Source organism: Amycolatopsis sp. N2S4-7 (assembly GCF_058119595.1).
This window is the reverse complement of record NZ_CP172299.1, coordinates 7,887,650-7,900,592: the sequence shown is the minus strand read 5'-3', so window position 1 is coordinate 7,900,592 and position 12,943 is coordinate 7,887,650. Positions and strand designations below refer to the sequence as shown.

Here is a 12,943-nt window from a genome sequence, read left to right as displayed (position 1 = left end):
ACGATCGACCCCCGGAGAGAGGAGCAGGCAATGACCGAGGTGTGGACGACCCCCGACTTCGTCGAGTACGAAACGCCCATGGAGGTCACCGCGTACGCGGCCCGCATGGCGGACTGACGGATGCCGGTCGAGCCACTTCCGGAAAGCGCATTCATCGCCGAGCTGCGCGGTCTTTCCGGCCGGTACTGGGGAACGCACCCGTTCCACCACCGGCTCCACGCGGGCGAACTCGACGAGCGCGGACTGCGGACCTGGGCGGCGAACCGCTGGTACTACCAGCGCGTGCTGCCGCAGAAGGACGCGGCGATCATCAGCAACTGCCCGCTGCCGGAGATCCGCCGCCAGTGGCTCGACCGGATCGTCTACCACGACGGGGTGAAAGCCGGCGACGGCGGCACCGAGCGCTGGCTGCGGCTCTGCACCGCGGTCGGCCTGGAGCGCGACGAAGTTCTCGACGAGCGGCACGTCGTCCCCGGAGTCCGGTTCGCCGTGGACGCGTACGTGACCTTCGCGCGCGCGAAGCCGTGGTGGGAGGCCGTCGCCTCCGGGCTGACCGAGATGTTCGCCGGGCACCTGATGCAGCAGCGCGTCGCGGACATGCTCGCGAACTACTCCTGGATCGCCCCCGAAGACCTCGCCTACTTCACCAACCGGATCGACAAGGTCTCCGGCGAGGGCAAGGACACCCTCGACATCGTGGTCCGCCACTGCGTCACGCGTGAACAGCAGGACCGCGCGATCGCCGCGTTGTCGTTCAAGTGCGACGTGCTGTGGTCGATGCTCGACGCGATCGAGCGGGCCGCCGCGTGATCACCACCGAGTCGGTGCCCCAGCTGCGCCGGGGCGTGCGGCTGTCCTACGACCACGTCCGGGAGACGCACGTGCTGCTGTTCCCCGAAGGCGTCCTGGTGCCGAACGCCACCGCGGCGGCGGTGCTCGAGCTCTGCGACGGCGCCCGGTCCGTCACCGAAATCACCACGGTGCTGGAGAAGCGCTACTCCGGCGTCGTGGTGCACGACGTCCTGGCCGTGCTGTCCCGGCTGGGCGAACGGCGGGTCGTCGCGTGGACGTGACCCCGCCGCTCGGCATGCTGGCCGAGCTGACCCACCGCTGCCCGCTGCACTGTCCTTATTGCTCCAACCCGGTCGAGCTGACCACCCGGGACGCCGAGCTGTCCACAGCGGACTGGCTGTCCGTGCTGTCGCAGGCCCGCGAGCTGGGTGTGCTGCAGGTGCACATGTCCGGCGGCGAGCCGCTGGCCAGGCCGGACCTGCCCGAGCTGGTCGCGCACGCGAGCGACCTGGGCTGCTACGTCAACCTCGTCACGTCCGGGCTCGGCCTGACCCCGGCGCGGCTCGACGACCTCGCCGGACGCGGGCTGGCGCACGTCCAGCTGTCGGCGCAGGGCGCGACGCGGGAACGGGCGAACCTGCTGGCCGGCGCGAACGCGCACGACCGGAAGCTCGCCGCGGCCGCGGCGGTCAAGGCGGCCGGGCTGCCCCTGTCGCTGAACGTCGTGCTGCACCGCCGCAACCACGACCAGCTGGCCGGGATCATCGAGCTGGCCGAGCGGATGGGCGCGGACCGGCTGGAGCTGGCGAACACCCAGTACTACGGCTGGGCGCTGCGCAACCGCGACGCGCTGATGCCGACCCGGGCGCAGCTCGCCGCGGCCGAGCCGGTCGTGCGCGCGGCCGTCTCGCGGCTGCGGGGCACGATGGAGATCATCTACGTCGTCGCCGACTACTACGAGCCGTACCCGAAGCCGTGCATGTACGGCTGGGGCGCGCGGCAGCTGACGGTGGCCCCGGACGGCACCGTGCTGCCGTGCCCGGCGGCGTCCGCGATCTCGACGCTCTCGCTGGCCAACGTCCGCGACACCCCGCTCGCCGAGATCTGGTACCGCTCCGAGTCGTTCAACGCCTACCGCGGCGAGGACTGGATGGCCGAGCCGTGCCGCACGTGCGACCGCCGCGGGCTCGACTTCGGCGGCTGCCGCTGCCAGGCGTTCCTGCTCACCGGCGACGCCGCGGCGACCGACCCGGTGTGCTCGCGATCGCCGCAGCGCGACGTCGTCGACGTCATCCTGGCGTCGCCGGGGACGGCGGACGACCTGGTCATGCGCCGGTGAAGGTCATCCTGCTCGGCACCGCGGCGGGCGGCGGATGTCCACAGTGGAACTGCGCCTGCCTGCTGTGCACGGCCGGGCTCACCCCGCGCACCCAGGACTGCGTCGCGGTGAGCGCCGACGGCGACGGCTGGTACCTGCTCAACTGCTCACCGGACATCCGGGCGCAGATCCTCGGGACGCCCGCGTTGCGGGCCGGGCCCGGGCCGCGCGAGATCCCACTGCGCGGGGTGCTGCTCACCGACGCCGAACTCGACCACTCGCTCGGCCTGCTCATGCTGCGCGAGGCGGGCGGGCTCCCCGTGTGGGCGCCAGGCGCCGTGCTGCACGCGCTGTCCGAGCACTTCCCGGTGCGCGGGATCGTCGACGGCTACGGCGGCTGGGACTGGCTCCCCGCGTCGTCCGACGTCGAACTCCCCGGCCTGCGCGTGCGCGTGCTGCCGGTGAGCGACAAGCGGCCGAAGTACGGTCGTTCGTCCACACAGGACGGACCGTGGGTGGTCGCCTACCGGGTCGAGGACCCGGCGACCGGCGGGGCGCTGGTGTACGCGCCGTGCCTGAAGAGCTGGCCGGACGGTTTCGGTTCCTTCGTCGAAGGGGCGAGCGTCGTGCTGCTGGACGGCACGTTCCACGCGCCGGACGAGATGACCGGCGTCGGCGGACCGGACCAGCTCGCGATGGGTCACCAGCCGATCACCGCGAGCTTGGCCCGGATCGCCGCCCTGCCGGGACCGCGCTGGGCGTTCACCCACCTCAACAACACCAATCCCGTCCTGGATCCGGCGTCCGCCGAACACGCCGCCGTGCTCGCCGCGGGCGCCGAGCTGCCGCCGGACGGCACGACGTTCACCGTGTGATCATCCGACTCCGGTCCGCACACTGTCACGATTGCATTGCGGGGTACAACTTTTCGGGCCCCTCGAGCGATATCCCCATGGGTACTTCGCATCAGAAGTCCATTGGGGAGAGGACGTCATGAGCACTGAATCCGTCGAGCGCACCGAGGAACTGCTGACGCTGCAGCCCGGAAGCGGCGCACCGTCCGCGGTCCGGCGGTACTGGCACCCGGTCGACAAGGACTGGCTGTCCGTACCCGCGCACGGCAACCAGCCGACCGCCGCGCAGCTGCAGTCCTACGGCTACCAGGCCCCGACCGCACCGCAGTTCTACGTCAGCCTGATCGGCGGCGGCGACATGGTCGAGGTGTTCCGCTGGTGGCACCCGGCCGACAAGGACTGGATCGACATGCCCGCCGGCATGGCCTCGGACGCGCAGATGACCACCTGGGGGTACCAGAACAAGACGTTCCAGTACTACGCGTTTCCCACGCAGCGCACCGGAACCGTGGCGGTGCACCGCTGGTGGCACCCGGGCGACAAGGACTGGCTCACCGTGCGGACCGGGGAGTTCACCGACGCGCAGCTGCAGGCGCTCGGCTACCAGAACAAGACCTTCCTGTTCTACGCCTTCGCCCAGCAGTCGGCGACACCGGAGACCGGCTACTTCACCCTGGGCACGCCGCAGAAGTCGGTGCTGAGCCCGGTCTCGTGGAGCGGCAACGACGACCACCCGCACACGTTCAGCGTGCTGGAGGTCAACCCGGCGCAGTCGCCGTCGATCAACCAGGGCTTCCGCTACCTCGGCTACTTCGGCCACCACGAGTGCTCCGGCCTGGGCATCGCGCGGACGAACGACCTGAACGCGACCGCGTGGACGCAGTCGACCACGCCGCTGCTCTCCGGCACCGGTGAGCGGTGGGGCTGTGCGCTGCTGAACCCCGACAACACGATCGGGCTGGTGCACAACGTCTACTGGTGCGGCGGCAACCCGGACGGCGGCGCGTACTACATCGTCGGGCGCAAGAGCACGGACGGGCTCGACGGCACGCAGTTCACCTCCTTCGTGCCGCTGGTCAAGGAAATGACGGTGATCAACGGCAACCCGACGCTGTTCCGCGACCCGGACACGCAGACCGTGTACCTGTACTGGTTCCGGGAGGCGAACGGGCGCAAGGAGATCCGTGTCAAGAGCGCCGCGTCCTTCGACGCGCTGCTGCAGACCAACCCGGCCGACCTCGGGACCCTCGTCGCGTACTCCCGCGACGTCGTCGCCGCGCCCCACGTGATCAAGGTGGGGTCGGTGTACTACCTGGCCGTGGAGACGCTGGAGCAGACCAACGTCTGGAAGACCCGGGTGCTCACCTCGACCAGCCCGACCGGCCAGTTCTTCGAGATCCCCGGCGGACCGGTCTACGGCAACGGGTCGGCGTGCGTCTTCCAGCACGTCTTCGGCAACACCCTGCACAGTTACTACTGCAACGAGGGGACCGCCGGCGCGAGCAACTGGACGCTCGACCACGTGAGCGCGCCCCTGTCGTGACGATGTCGGCTCCGGAGGGCTGCGGCCCTCCGGAGCCACCCCCAAATAAGTCTTTGACGGTCGTGGCAGACTGGGGTCCATGCCCCACGACCACCTGCGCGTACTGGCGCACCCGCTGCGGATGCGGATCCTGTCCCTCCTGACGGGCACGGCGATGAGCGCCGCCGAAGCGGCGCGCGAACTCGGCGACACGCAGGCGAACACGAGCTACCACATCCGCCGCCTGCACGACGCGGGCCTGCTGGAGGTCGCGGAGGAAGTCCGGATCCGCGGCGGCCGAGCCAAGCGCTACCGCCACCACCCCGACTCCGGCCGGCGGTTCACGAGCCGCGAGCCGGGCGAAGAGCAGCTCCTGACGAAGGCGATCGCGGAGGAACTGCTCCGCCGGGCGAGCCAGCGAGCCCCGGACCGGCCGGCGTCGTTGACGGACGCGGAGCTTTGGGTGGATCCGGAGGCGTGGGCGCGGGTTTTGAAGCAGGCAACGGCGTTGAGCCAGGAACTGCACGACGCGGCCCAGCCCCCGAGAACCCCGGGGACGGTGCGGGTCAGCGCGAGCTTGGCCCTGTTCGAGCTGACTGCGGTATCAGAGGTGGCCGCCGTGCCGGAGCCGAGCTCGTGACCACTCCGCTGCTCGCCCCGCTGCGAGAGGCTCGCTTCCGTGCCCTCGTCAGCGGGCGGACCTTCGCCGACTTCGCCAACGCCGTCGCGCCTTTCGCGCTGGCCTTCGCCGTCGTCGATCTGACCGGGTCGGCCGTGGACCTCGGCATCGTCGTCGGGGCGCGGTCGCTGGCCAACGTGCTGCTCGTGCTCTTCGGCGGAATGCTCGCCGACCGGTTGCCGCGGTCGGTGATCCTGCAGGGCACCGAAACCGCCGCCGCCCTCACGCAGGCCGCCATCGCCGCGAGTGTCCTCTGTGGATTCGCCTCGATCCCGCTGCTGGTCGGGCTCAGCCTCGTCAACGGCGCCGTCTCCGCCATCTCGCTGCCCGCCGCCGCGTCGCTCACGCCGTTGACCGTGCCCACCTCGCTGCTCGCCCAGGCGAACGCGCTGGTCCGGCTGCTGTCCAACGCCGGCCGCATCGCCGGTGCCGGGCTCGCCGGCGTCCTCGTCGCCTTCGCCGGGTCCGGCTGGGCGCTCGCCGGGAACGCCGTCCTCTTCCTCACCGCCGCGCTGATGTACCGCCGGATCCGGCTGCCGCGCGGCGAACGGGTCCCGGGCCGCCGCCCGCTCGCCGAACTCGCCGAAGGCTGGCGCGAGTTCCGCGCCCGGTCGTGGGTGTGGCTCGTGGTGCTGCAGTTCATGGTGGTCAACGCGGTGAACGCGGGCGCGCTGCTGGTGATCGGCCCGCTGGTCGCCGACGACACCTTCGGCCGCACCGGCTGGGGGCTCGCGCTGGCCGTGCAGACCGCCGGGTCGCTGCTCGGCGGCGTCGTCGCCGCGCACTGGCAACCGCGGCGGATGCTGTTGATCGGCGTCGCACTGGTCATGGTCGACGCGCTGCCGATGCTCGCCCTCGGCGAGAGCCCGTACCTGCTGCCGCTGCTGTTCGCGATGTTCCTCTCGGGCGTCGCGATCGAGCAGTTCGCCGTCGCGTGGGACGTGTCGCTGCAGGAAAACGTCCCGCCCGAGAAGCTCGCGCGGGTGTATTCCTACGACATGCTCGGCTCGTTCGTCGCGATGCCGCTCGGCCAGATCGCCGCGGGCCCGCTGGCCGAGCACGCCGGTCGCGAGCCGACGCTGCTCGGCGGCGCGGCCCTGGTCGTCGGCGCGACCGCGCTCGTCGTGGCCAACCCGCAGGTCCGCGGCCTGGTCCGGCGCGCGCCGGTCAGCCCGGACGCACCAGAATGAGGTTGAGCAGGTTCGCGCTGAACACGACCTCGTCGGCGACGTCGACGAACTCGGCGCGGGTGCGCACCAGCCCCCGGTCCGGCTTCGAGCGGGAGAGCCGCGCTTCGGTCACGGTGGCCCGCAGGCGCAGTACCGCCCCCGGCCGCACCGGGCGCGGCCAGCGCAGCTCGTCGACGCCCGGGCTGCCCAGACTGGACACAGTGGACAGGTAGTGGTCCGCGAACAGGCGCATCATCAGGCTCGCGGTGTGCCAGCCACTCGCGATGAGCCCGCCGAACGGCCCGGCCACGGCCGCGGCCGGGTCGGCGTGGAAGCTCTGCGGGTCGTAGCGCCGGGCGAACTCGAGGATCTCGGCCTCGGTCACCTCGACGCTGCCGCAGCCGTAGGTCACGCCCGGGACGTAGTCCTCGAAGTAGCGATCGCTCGTCATGGCCGCAGCGTGCCACAGAAACCCTTCGATCCGGAGCGAACGGTTACGCTGGCTCCCATGCCCGGGGAGCCCGACATCGCCTCGGTCGCCCAGGCGATCGGCGAGCCGGCGCGCGCGGCGATGCTCCTGCAGCTGATGGACGGCGCCGCGCATTCGGCCAGGGCCTTGGCGACGGTCGCGGGCATCGCCCCCTCCACGGCGAGCACCCACCTGCGCCGCCTGTGCGACGCGGGCTTGGTCCAGGCCACCGACGCCGGACGCCGGCGCCTGCACCGCCTCGCGGGCCCGGAGGTGGCCCAGCTCATCGAGGCCCTGGCCGCGCTCGCCCCACCCCGCCTGCCGGACCGTCTCCAGCCCGACCCACCGGCCGGGCCCCTCCTGCGAGCCCGAGCCTGTTACGGCCACCTGGCCGGGCAGCTGGGCATCGACCTGGCCGAGCTGCTCCGCAAGGACGGCGTCGTCGACGAGCTGGCCCCTGGAGAGACGGGCCCGGTACGCACTTTCGACCACCCACTGCTGACGGCGCTCGGAATCCTCGAGCTGCGCGGGCCAGGACCGGCGGTCCGAGCCTGCCTCGACTGGTCCCACGGCACGGCCCACCTCGCCGGAGCCCTGGGAACGGCTCTGCTGACGGCGTTGCTCGAGACGGGCTGGCTGCGACGCCGCCCGGGTGGCCGGGCGTTGCGGATCACCGAGACGGGACGGAATCGGCTGGCCGACCTCGGTCTTGGTTGACTGCGCTGCCGGTTGTCCCCATGTTCGGCCTGCTGTGGATAACTTCGGCCTTGAGCCTTCGCGAGGGCCGGACTGTCCGAGCCCGCCGATAGACAGGATCGGCCGATCGAGGCTGCCTCGAGGGGCCCGCGGGACCGCTGACCAGGCTCCTACCCGCGCCGGAGCGCCGACCCGCAGCACTTCCACCGACCTTCGCAGGAGCCGACCGCGTCGCCTACCGGCCTGTGCGGGGCCGTCGACCGCGGCTACTTCCACCGTCTGCGCGGGATCGCCGACCGCGGCTGCTATTGGCCTTCGCGGCGGCAGGCGTTCCCGTCTAGCGGCCTGTGCTGGACTCGGGGGTCCGGTCGCGGTGGCCGTCCAGGCGCCACCAGCTCTCCAGGGTCTCCCTCAGTGCCTGCAGCAGCTCGCCGCCCGTTTCGAGGGGGACCAAGGCTGCCTTGCCGTCGTCTAGTCGCAAAGCCGCGGACAGCCCGTCGCCCTGGTTGATCAAGCCGACGATGATGCGGGTCGGGTCGCCGGCCGGGTCGACCGTGGGAATGGCTCTTTCGTAGCGCCAGCCTGGAGCGTTCACCCGGCCGACAGTGGCACAGCTTTCGCCGCTCCGGCCCCCGTTTCACCCTTACGTGGTCAGGCGGGCGCCCACGGCCGGACTTCCTCCAGCAGCTTCGCCACAGCCAGCACCAGGTCGTCCGAGTGGCGCGGGCCGACGATCTGCAGGCCCACCGGCAGCCCCGCCGACGTGTGGCCGGCCGGGACGCTGATCGCCGGCTGCTGGGTCATGTTGAACGGGTACGTGAACGGCGTCCACTCCGGCCACTCGCTCAGCCCGCTGCCGGGCGGCACGTTGTGCCCCGCTTCGAACGCGGCGATCGGGACTGTCGGGGTGATCAGCACGTCGTAGCGGGTGTGGAACTCGCCCATCAGGATGCCCAGCGCGGCCCGCTCGGCGGTCGCGTCCAGGTAGTCGCTTGCCGTCCACGTGCGGCCGAGCTCCCAGACCTTGCGCAGCCCCGGGTCGGTGCGGTCTTCGGAACCCGGCGGGAACGAGTCGAGCAGCTTCGCCGCCCCCGACGACCACAGGATGTCGAACGCCGGCTTCGGGTCGGCGAAGCCGGGGTCCGTCTCCTCGATGTGCAGACCCGCGTCGCCCAGCGCGCGCACGGCTTGCGCGACGATCGCGGCGACCTCCGGGTCGACGTCGACGTAGCCGAGCGTCGGCGAGAACGCGGCGATCAGGCCGCGCACATCGCGCCGGACCGCCTCGCGGAACGACGCCACCGGCGGCGCCAGCGCGGCCGGGTCGCGGTGGTCGGGCATCGACAGCACGTCGAGCAGCAACGCCGTGTCGTCCACCGACCGGGCCATCGGACCGGCGTGCGAGAGCGGGCCGAACGGGCTCGCCGGGTACAGCGGGATCCGGCCGTGGGTCGGCTTGAGCCCGACGATCCCGCAGAACGACGCGGGAATCCGCACCGAGCCACCACCGTCGGTGCCGACGGACAGCTCGCCCATCCCGGCCGCGACGGCCGCGGCGCTGCCGCCGCTCGACCCGCCCGCCGTCTTCGACGGGTCGGCCGGGTTGCGCGTGATGCCCTGCAGCGGGCTGTCCGTGACGCCCTTCCAGGCGATTTCGGGCGTCGTCGTCTTGCCCAGCAGCACCAGGCCGGCCTCGCGCATCCGCGCGGCGACCGGGCTGTCGACGTCCCACGGCTGGTCCGGGCTGATGCTCTTCGAGCCGCGGACGGTCGGCCAGCCCTGGGTGAGGAACATGTCCTTGATCGACGCGGGGACGCCGTCGAGCAAGCCGATCGGGTTGCCGTCCCGCCAGCGGATCTCGGACGCCTTGGCCTGTTCCAGCGCCCGATCGGCGTCGACGAGGCAAAACGCGTTGCACTCGCCGTCGCGGGCCTCGATGGCCTGCAACGCGTTCTGCGTCGCCTCGATCGGTGAAAGCTCACCGGTCGCGTAGGCGGCGACGAGCTCGCTGGCGGTCAGCATCCTGTCGTTCATCCGGCTCCCTGGTTCCCCGACGGCACGTAGCCGAGCGTCTTGTCGACGACATTGCGCAGCGGCTCCCCAGCGCGCCAGCGGCGGAAGTTTTCGGTGAACACCTCGACCAGCGTGTTCCGCCAGCCGATGAAGTCCCCGGACATGTGCGGCGAGACCAGCACGTCCGGCATGCTCCACAGCGGGCTCTCGGCCGGCAGCGGCTCGGTGTCGAACACGTCGAGCGCGGCCCCGGCGATGGACCGGTTCTCGAGCGCCGCGACCAGGTCGGACGTCACCACCAGCTCGCCCCGGCCCACGTTCACGAACCGGGCCGACGGCTTCATCGCGGCGAACGCGCGCGCGTCGAACATGCCCTTGGTGTGCTCGGTCAGCGGCGCCACCGCGACGACGTAGTCGGCGTGCGGCAGGAACTCGGTGAGCTGCGAAGACTCGTGCACGACGCCGAAGTCCGGATCGCCGGTGCGGGCCCGGCGCCCGGCGCCGCTCACCCGCATCCCGGCGGCGCGCAGCAGCCGCGCGATGGCCCGGCCGATCGGCCCGGTGCCGACGACCACCACCTCGCGCCCGGCGATCCGCTCGCTCTCGCGGTGGAGCCAGCGGCCCTCGCGCTGCAGGTCGTGCGACCGCGCGAAGTCCTTCGCGAAGGCGAGCACGACGCCCAGCACGTACTCCGCGATGGCGTCGTCGAAGACGCCCCGCGAGTTCGTCAGGACCACGTCGCTCTCCCGCAGGCCGGGGAACAGCACCGGGTCGACGCCCGCGCTGGCGATGTGGAGCCAGCGCAGCCGGTCGGCCGCGTGCCAGGCGCCCGGCACGGCCGTGGAGAGGAAGTCGTAGACGAAGAGGGCATCGGCTCCGGTTAACGCTTCGGCCAGGCCCGCCGCGTCCGTGTAACGCACGACCGCCCCGGATTCGACAGCACGCATGTCCGGTGGGCGGGACTCGCCGCAGAGCACTGCCACGACGGGAGGAGTTTCCCGGTCTTCCGAGGCGATCACGTTGACACGGTAAAAGTCACTCGTATGATTGTCAACAATCCGAGGAACGACCCCCGGAGCACCGGACGTGTCAAGCACAGACGTATTCCGGAGGCTGAGCCTTGGATTTCGACTTCCTGGCGTTCGACGGCCCGCTGGCGCAGCGGGGCATCGGCGTGATCGCCCCGTTCGACCTCGCGCTGGAGCGCGAGCTCTGGCGCTGGGTGCCGATGGAGGTGTCCCTCCACCTCGCCCGCACGCCGTACGAACCCGTGCCGGTCAGCATGGAGATGGCGCGCCTCGTCAGCGACAGCCACCACCTGGCCAGCGCCACGCGCGACGTGCTGCACGTCGAGCCGGAGGTTGTCGCCTACCTCTGCACGTCGGGCAGCTTCGTCAACGGCGTCGACTACGAGCGTTCGCTGACGAAGGCGATCTGCGACGCCGGCGCGCCGGACGCCGTCACCACCTCGGGCGCGCTGGCCGAGGTGCTGCACCAGCTCGACCTCCACCGCGTCTCGGTGCTGACGCCGTACGACGCCGACCTCACCACGGCGCTGCACGACTTCCTCACCGAGCTGAGCGTCGAGACGGTCGCCAGCGACCACCTCGGGCTGGGCGGCGGGATCTGGAAGGTCAGCTACCGGACCATCGCCGAGCGCATCCTCGCCGCCGACCACGGCGACGCCGAAGCGATCTTCGTCAGCTGCACCAACCTCCCCACCTACGACCTGATCGAGCCGCTGGAAGCCGCGCTCGGCAAACCGGTGCTCACGGCCAACCAGCTGACCATGTGGGCGTGCCTGCGCCGCATGAACCTCCCCATCGTCGGACCCGGGAAGTGGCTTCGTGACGTGTCGTGAAGGTTTTCCTTGACCTCCCCTCTAGGATTGTCGACAATTTGCGTCCCCTCCGGAGGTTCCGTGACCACCATCGGTTTCATCTACCCCGACCACGCGGCCGAAGACGACTACCCGCTGGCCGAGCAGCTGCTCGGCGGCATGGCCGCCGACGAGGGCGACATCCGGCTGGCCGTCGAGCACATCTACGGCACCGACAAGCACGCGGTGGCCGAGCTGCTCGACCTCGGCAGCGAGAGCCGCCTCGCCGACGGCGCCGCCCTGCTCAAGAAGCACGAGCCCGCCGCCGTGATCTGGGCCTGCACCAGCGGCAGCTTCGTCTACGGCTGGGACGGCGCCCGCGACCAGGCCGACCGCCTCGCCGCCGTCGCCGGGGTCCCGGCTTCCAGCACCTCCTTCGCGTTCGTGCACGCCGCGCGTGCCTTGGACGTCAAGCGCGTCGCCGTCGCCGCCAGCTACCCGGACGACATCGCCCGGCTGTTCGTGGACTTCCTCAAGGCCGGCGGCATCGAGGTCGTCTCGATGGCCAGCGCCGACATCGTCACCGCCGCCGAGGTCGGCGCGATGACCCCGGAGGCCGTCGTCGAGCTCGCCGTGAGCCACGACCACCCCGACGCCGACGCGGTCCTCGTGCCGGACACCGCCATGCGCACCCTCGGCGAGATCAACGCCGTCGAGGCCGCGCTGGGCAAGCCCGTGCTGACCGCCAACCAGGTCACCGTCTGGGAGGGCCTGCGCCTGACCGGGCAGCACCGGCTCGTCCGCTCGCTCGGGGCCCTGTTCCGACATCTGCCGAACCGGAGCGCCTGACATGGCCCTGCCACCGGGCATGTTGCCCGAGATCGAACCGGTCAGCCGCGAGTCGACCGCCGCCGTCATCGCGCGCCAGCTGCGTGACGCGATCATGACCGGCGCGCTCCCGCCCGGCACCCAGCTCGGCGAGACCGAGCTGGCCTCCCGGTTCCAGGTGTCACGGGGGCCGCTCCGGGAAGCCATGCAGCACCTGGTGTCCGAAGGACTCCTGCGCAGCGAACGGCACCGCGGGCTGTTCGTGATCGACCTCGAGCCGGGCGACGTCTACGACATCTACGCCGCGCGCTCCGCGATCGAACGCGCCGCCATGCTCCGGGCGCTGCGTGGCGGGGAACGCGACCGGATCGCGGACGTGCTCGAGCACACCGTCGCGGAGATGGCGACCGCCGCCAGTGAGGACGACCCGAGTGCGCTCTCCACCGCGGACCTGAAGTTCCACGAGGCCCTGATCAACGCCTCCGGCAGCAAGCGGCTCGTGCGGATGGCGCGGACCCTGCTCATCGAGACGCGGATGTGCCTGACCGCGCTGCAGAGCACGTACCAGCGGGTCGAAGAACGCGTGGAGGAGCACACGAAGCTCATCCAGGCCCTGCGCGACGGCGACGAAGAGACGGCGCTGACGTTGCTCGAGGCCCACATGGAGGACGCCGTGCAGCGGCTCGCGCCGGGCACCAGCCTCACGGACGGGCACGCCCCGCCGGTACCGGGAAACGCGTGACCGAAGGGCCGACACGCGTGCCCGGACGGACGACACGCGTAC

16 protein-coding genes are annotated in these 12,943 nt (G+C 71.5%); 12 read left to right on the top strand and 4 right to left on the bottom strand.

Features of this window, described 5'->3' with window-relative positions; genetic code table 11:
* Window positions 1-30: 30 nt before the first annotated feature.
* From pqqA to ACH54P_RS37445, 8 genes are all read left to right on the top strand, one after another.
* Complete coding sequence (gene pqqA, locus ACH54P_RS37480) at window positions 31-117, top strand: pyrroloquinoline quinone precursor peptide PqqA (RefSeq protein ID WP_086864059.1); 87 nt, start codon at window positions 31-33, stop codon at window positions 115-117.
* A 3-nt stretch (window positions 118-120) separates the two neighbouring features.
* On the top strand, window positions 121-810 hold the full coding sequence (gene pqqC, locus ACH54P_RS37475; protein ID WP_489908019.1) for a pyrroloquinoline-quinone synthase PqqC: 690 nt from the start codon (window positions 121-123) through the stop codon (window positions 808-810).
* Window positions 807-1,073, top strand: coding sequence for a pyrroloquinoline quinone biosynthesis peptide chaperone PqqD (gene pqqD / locus ACH54P_RS37470; protein WP_489908018.1), 267 nt, complete (start codon window positions 807-809; stop codon window positions 1,071-1,073). Before pqqC ends, pqqD begins: the two co-directional genes overlap by 4 nt.
* Window positions 1,064-2,131: a pyrroloquinoline quinone biosynthesis protein PqqE gene (gene pqqE, locus ACH54P_RS37465; RefSeq protein ID WP_489908017.1), complete on the top strand. Its 1,068-nt coding sequence runs from the start codon at window positions 1,064-1,066 to the stop codon at window positions 2,129-2,131. The genes pqqD and pqqE overlap by 10 nt, the downstream gene beginning before the upstream one ends.
* On the top strand, window positions 2,128-2,985 hold the full coding sequence (gene pqqB, locus ACH54P_RS37460; protein WP_489908016.1) for a pyrroloquinoline quinone biosynthesis protein PqqB: 858 nt from the start codon (window positions 2,128-2,130) through the stop codon (window positions 2,983-2,985). The genes pqqE and pqqB overlap by 4 nt, the downstream gene beginning before the upstream one ends.
* Window positions 2,986-3,103: 118 nt before the next feature.
* Entirely contained in the window at window positions 3,104-4,507 is a 1,404-nt protein-coding gene (locus ACH54P_RS37455) for a hypothetical protein (protein ID WP_489908015.1), read from the top strand.
* Between the two features lie 79 nt (window positions 4,508-4,586).
* Complete coding sequence (locus ACH54P_RS37450) at window positions 4,587-5,126, top strand: ArsR/SmtB family transcription factor (protein ID WP_489908014.1); 540 nt, start codon at window positions 4,587-4,589, stop codon at window positions 5,124-5,126.
* Complete coding sequence (locus tag ACH54P_RS37445) at window positions 5,123-6,355, top strand: MFS transporter (RefSeq protein ID WP_489908013.1); 1,233 nt, start codon at window positions 5,123-5,125, stop codon at window positions 6,353-6,355. Before ACH54P_RS37450 ends, ACH54P_RS37445 begins: the two co-directional genes overlap by 4 nt.
* On the opposite strand, the gene ACH54P_RS37440 is transcribed toward ACH54P_RS37445, so the two are convergent.
* Entirely contained in the window at window positions 6,333-6,785 is a 453-nt protein-coding gene (locus ACH54P_RS37440) for a MaoC family dehydratase (protein WP_489908012.1), read from the bottom strand. The genes ACH54P_RS37445 and ACH54P_RS37440 overlap by 23 nt on opposite strands.
* A gap of 57 nt (window positions 6,786-6,842) precedes the next feature.
* On the opposite strand from ACH54P_RS37440, the gene ACH54P_RS37435 reads away from it, so the two are divergent.
* Window positions 6,843-7,520 carry an ArsR/SmtB family transcription factor gene (locus ACH54P_RS37435; RefSeq protein ID WP_489908011.1) on the top strand — a complete coding sequence of 226 codons (678 nt, stop codon included), beginning with the start codon at window positions 6,843-6,845 and terminating at the stop codon, window positions 7,518-7,520.
* A 316-nt stretch (window positions 7,521-7,836) separates the two neighbouring features.
* On the opposite strand, the gene ACH54P_RS37430 is transcribed toward ACH54P_RS37435, so the two are convergent.
* The 3 genes from ACH54P_RS37430 to ACH54P_RS37420 are packed head-to-tail and all read right to left on the bottom strand — an operon-like array spanning window position 7,837 to window position 10,531.
* Window positions 7,837-8,094, bottom strand: a complete 258-nt coding sequence (locus ACH54P_RS37430) for a hypothetical protein (protein WP_489908010.1) — start codon at window positions 8,092-8,094, stop codon at window positions 7,837-7,839.
* 56 nt (window positions 8,095-8,150) lie between these two features.
* Complete coding sequence (locus ACH54P_RS37425; RefSeq protein ID WP_489908009.1) at window positions 8,151-9,533, bottom strand: amidase; 1,383 nt, start codon at window positions 9,531-9,533, stop codon at window positions 8,151-8,153.
* On the bottom strand, window positions 9,530-10,531 hold the full coding sequence (locus ACH54P_RS37420; protein WP_489908008.1) for a D-2-hydroxyacid dehydrogenase: 1,002 nt from the start codon (window positions 10,529-10,531) through the stop codon (window positions 9,530-9,532). Before ACH54P_RS37420 ends, ACH54P_RS37425 begins: the two co-directional genes overlap by 4 nt.
* A gap of 101 nt (window positions 10,532-10,632) precedes the next feature.
* Here ACH54P_RS37420 and ACH54P_RS37415 point away from each other — a divergent pair, with 101 nt between their 5' ends.
* From ACH54P_RS37415 to ACH54P_RS37405, 3 genes are read left to right on the top strand one after another with little or no spacing between them, the layout of a single operon-like run.
* The gene (locus tag ACH54P_RS37415) at window positions 10,633-11,373 is read left to right on the top strand and encodes a maleate cis-trans isomerase family protein (RefSeq protein ID WP_489908007.1); all 741 of its coding nucleotides are present in this window, start codon (window positions 10,633-10,635) and stop codon (window positions 11,371-11,373) included.
* Between the two features lie 60 nt (window positions 11,374-11,433).
* On the top strand, window positions 11,434-12,180 hold the full coding sequence (locus ACH54P_RS37410; RefSeq protein ID WP_489908006.1) for a maleate cis-trans isomerase family protein: 747 nt from the start codon (window positions 11,434-11,436) through the stop codon (window positions 12,178-12,180).
* Between the two features lies 1 nt (window position 12,181).
* Complete coding sequence (locus tag ACH54P_RS37405) at window positions 12,182-12,901, top strand: GntR family transcriptional regulator (protein ID WP_489908005.1); 720 nt, start codon at window positions 12,182-12,184, stop codon at window positions 12,899-12,901.
* The last annotated feature ends 42 nt before the right edge of the window (window positions 12,902-12,943 follow it).

Coding starts and splice junctions, on each gene's coding strand:
- pqqA (WP_086864059.1), top strand. CDS start 31: ATGACCGAGGTGTGGACGACCCCCGACTTCGTCGAGTACGAAACGCCC.
- pqqC (WP_489908019.1), top strand. CDS start 121: ATGCCGGTCGAGCCACTTCCGGAAAGCGCATTCATCGCCGAGCTGCGC.
- ACH54P_RS37455 (WP_489908015.1), top strand. CDS start 3,104: ATGAGCACTGAATCCGTCGAGCGCACCGAGGAACTGCTGACGCTGCAG.
- ACH54P_RS37450 (WP_489908014.1), top strand. CDS start 4,587: ATGCCCCACGACCACCTGCGCGTACTGGCGCACCCGCTGCGGATGCGG.
- ACH54P_RS37440 (WP_489908012.1), bottom strand. CDS start 6,785: ATGACGAGCGATCGCTACTTCGAGGACTACGTCCCGGGCGTGACCTAC.
- ACH54P_RS37435 (WP_489908011.1), top strand. CDS start 6,843: ATGCCCGGGGAGCCCGACATCGCCTCGGTCGCCCAGGCGATCGGCGAG.
- ACH54P_RS37425 (WP_489908009.1), bottom strand. CDS start 9,533: ATGAACGACAGGATGCTGACCGCCAGCGAGCTCGTCGCCGCCTACGCG.
- ACH54P_RS37405 (WP_489908005.1), top strand. CDS start 12,182: ATGGCCCTGCCACCGGGCATGTTGCCCGAGATCGAACCGGTCAGCCGC.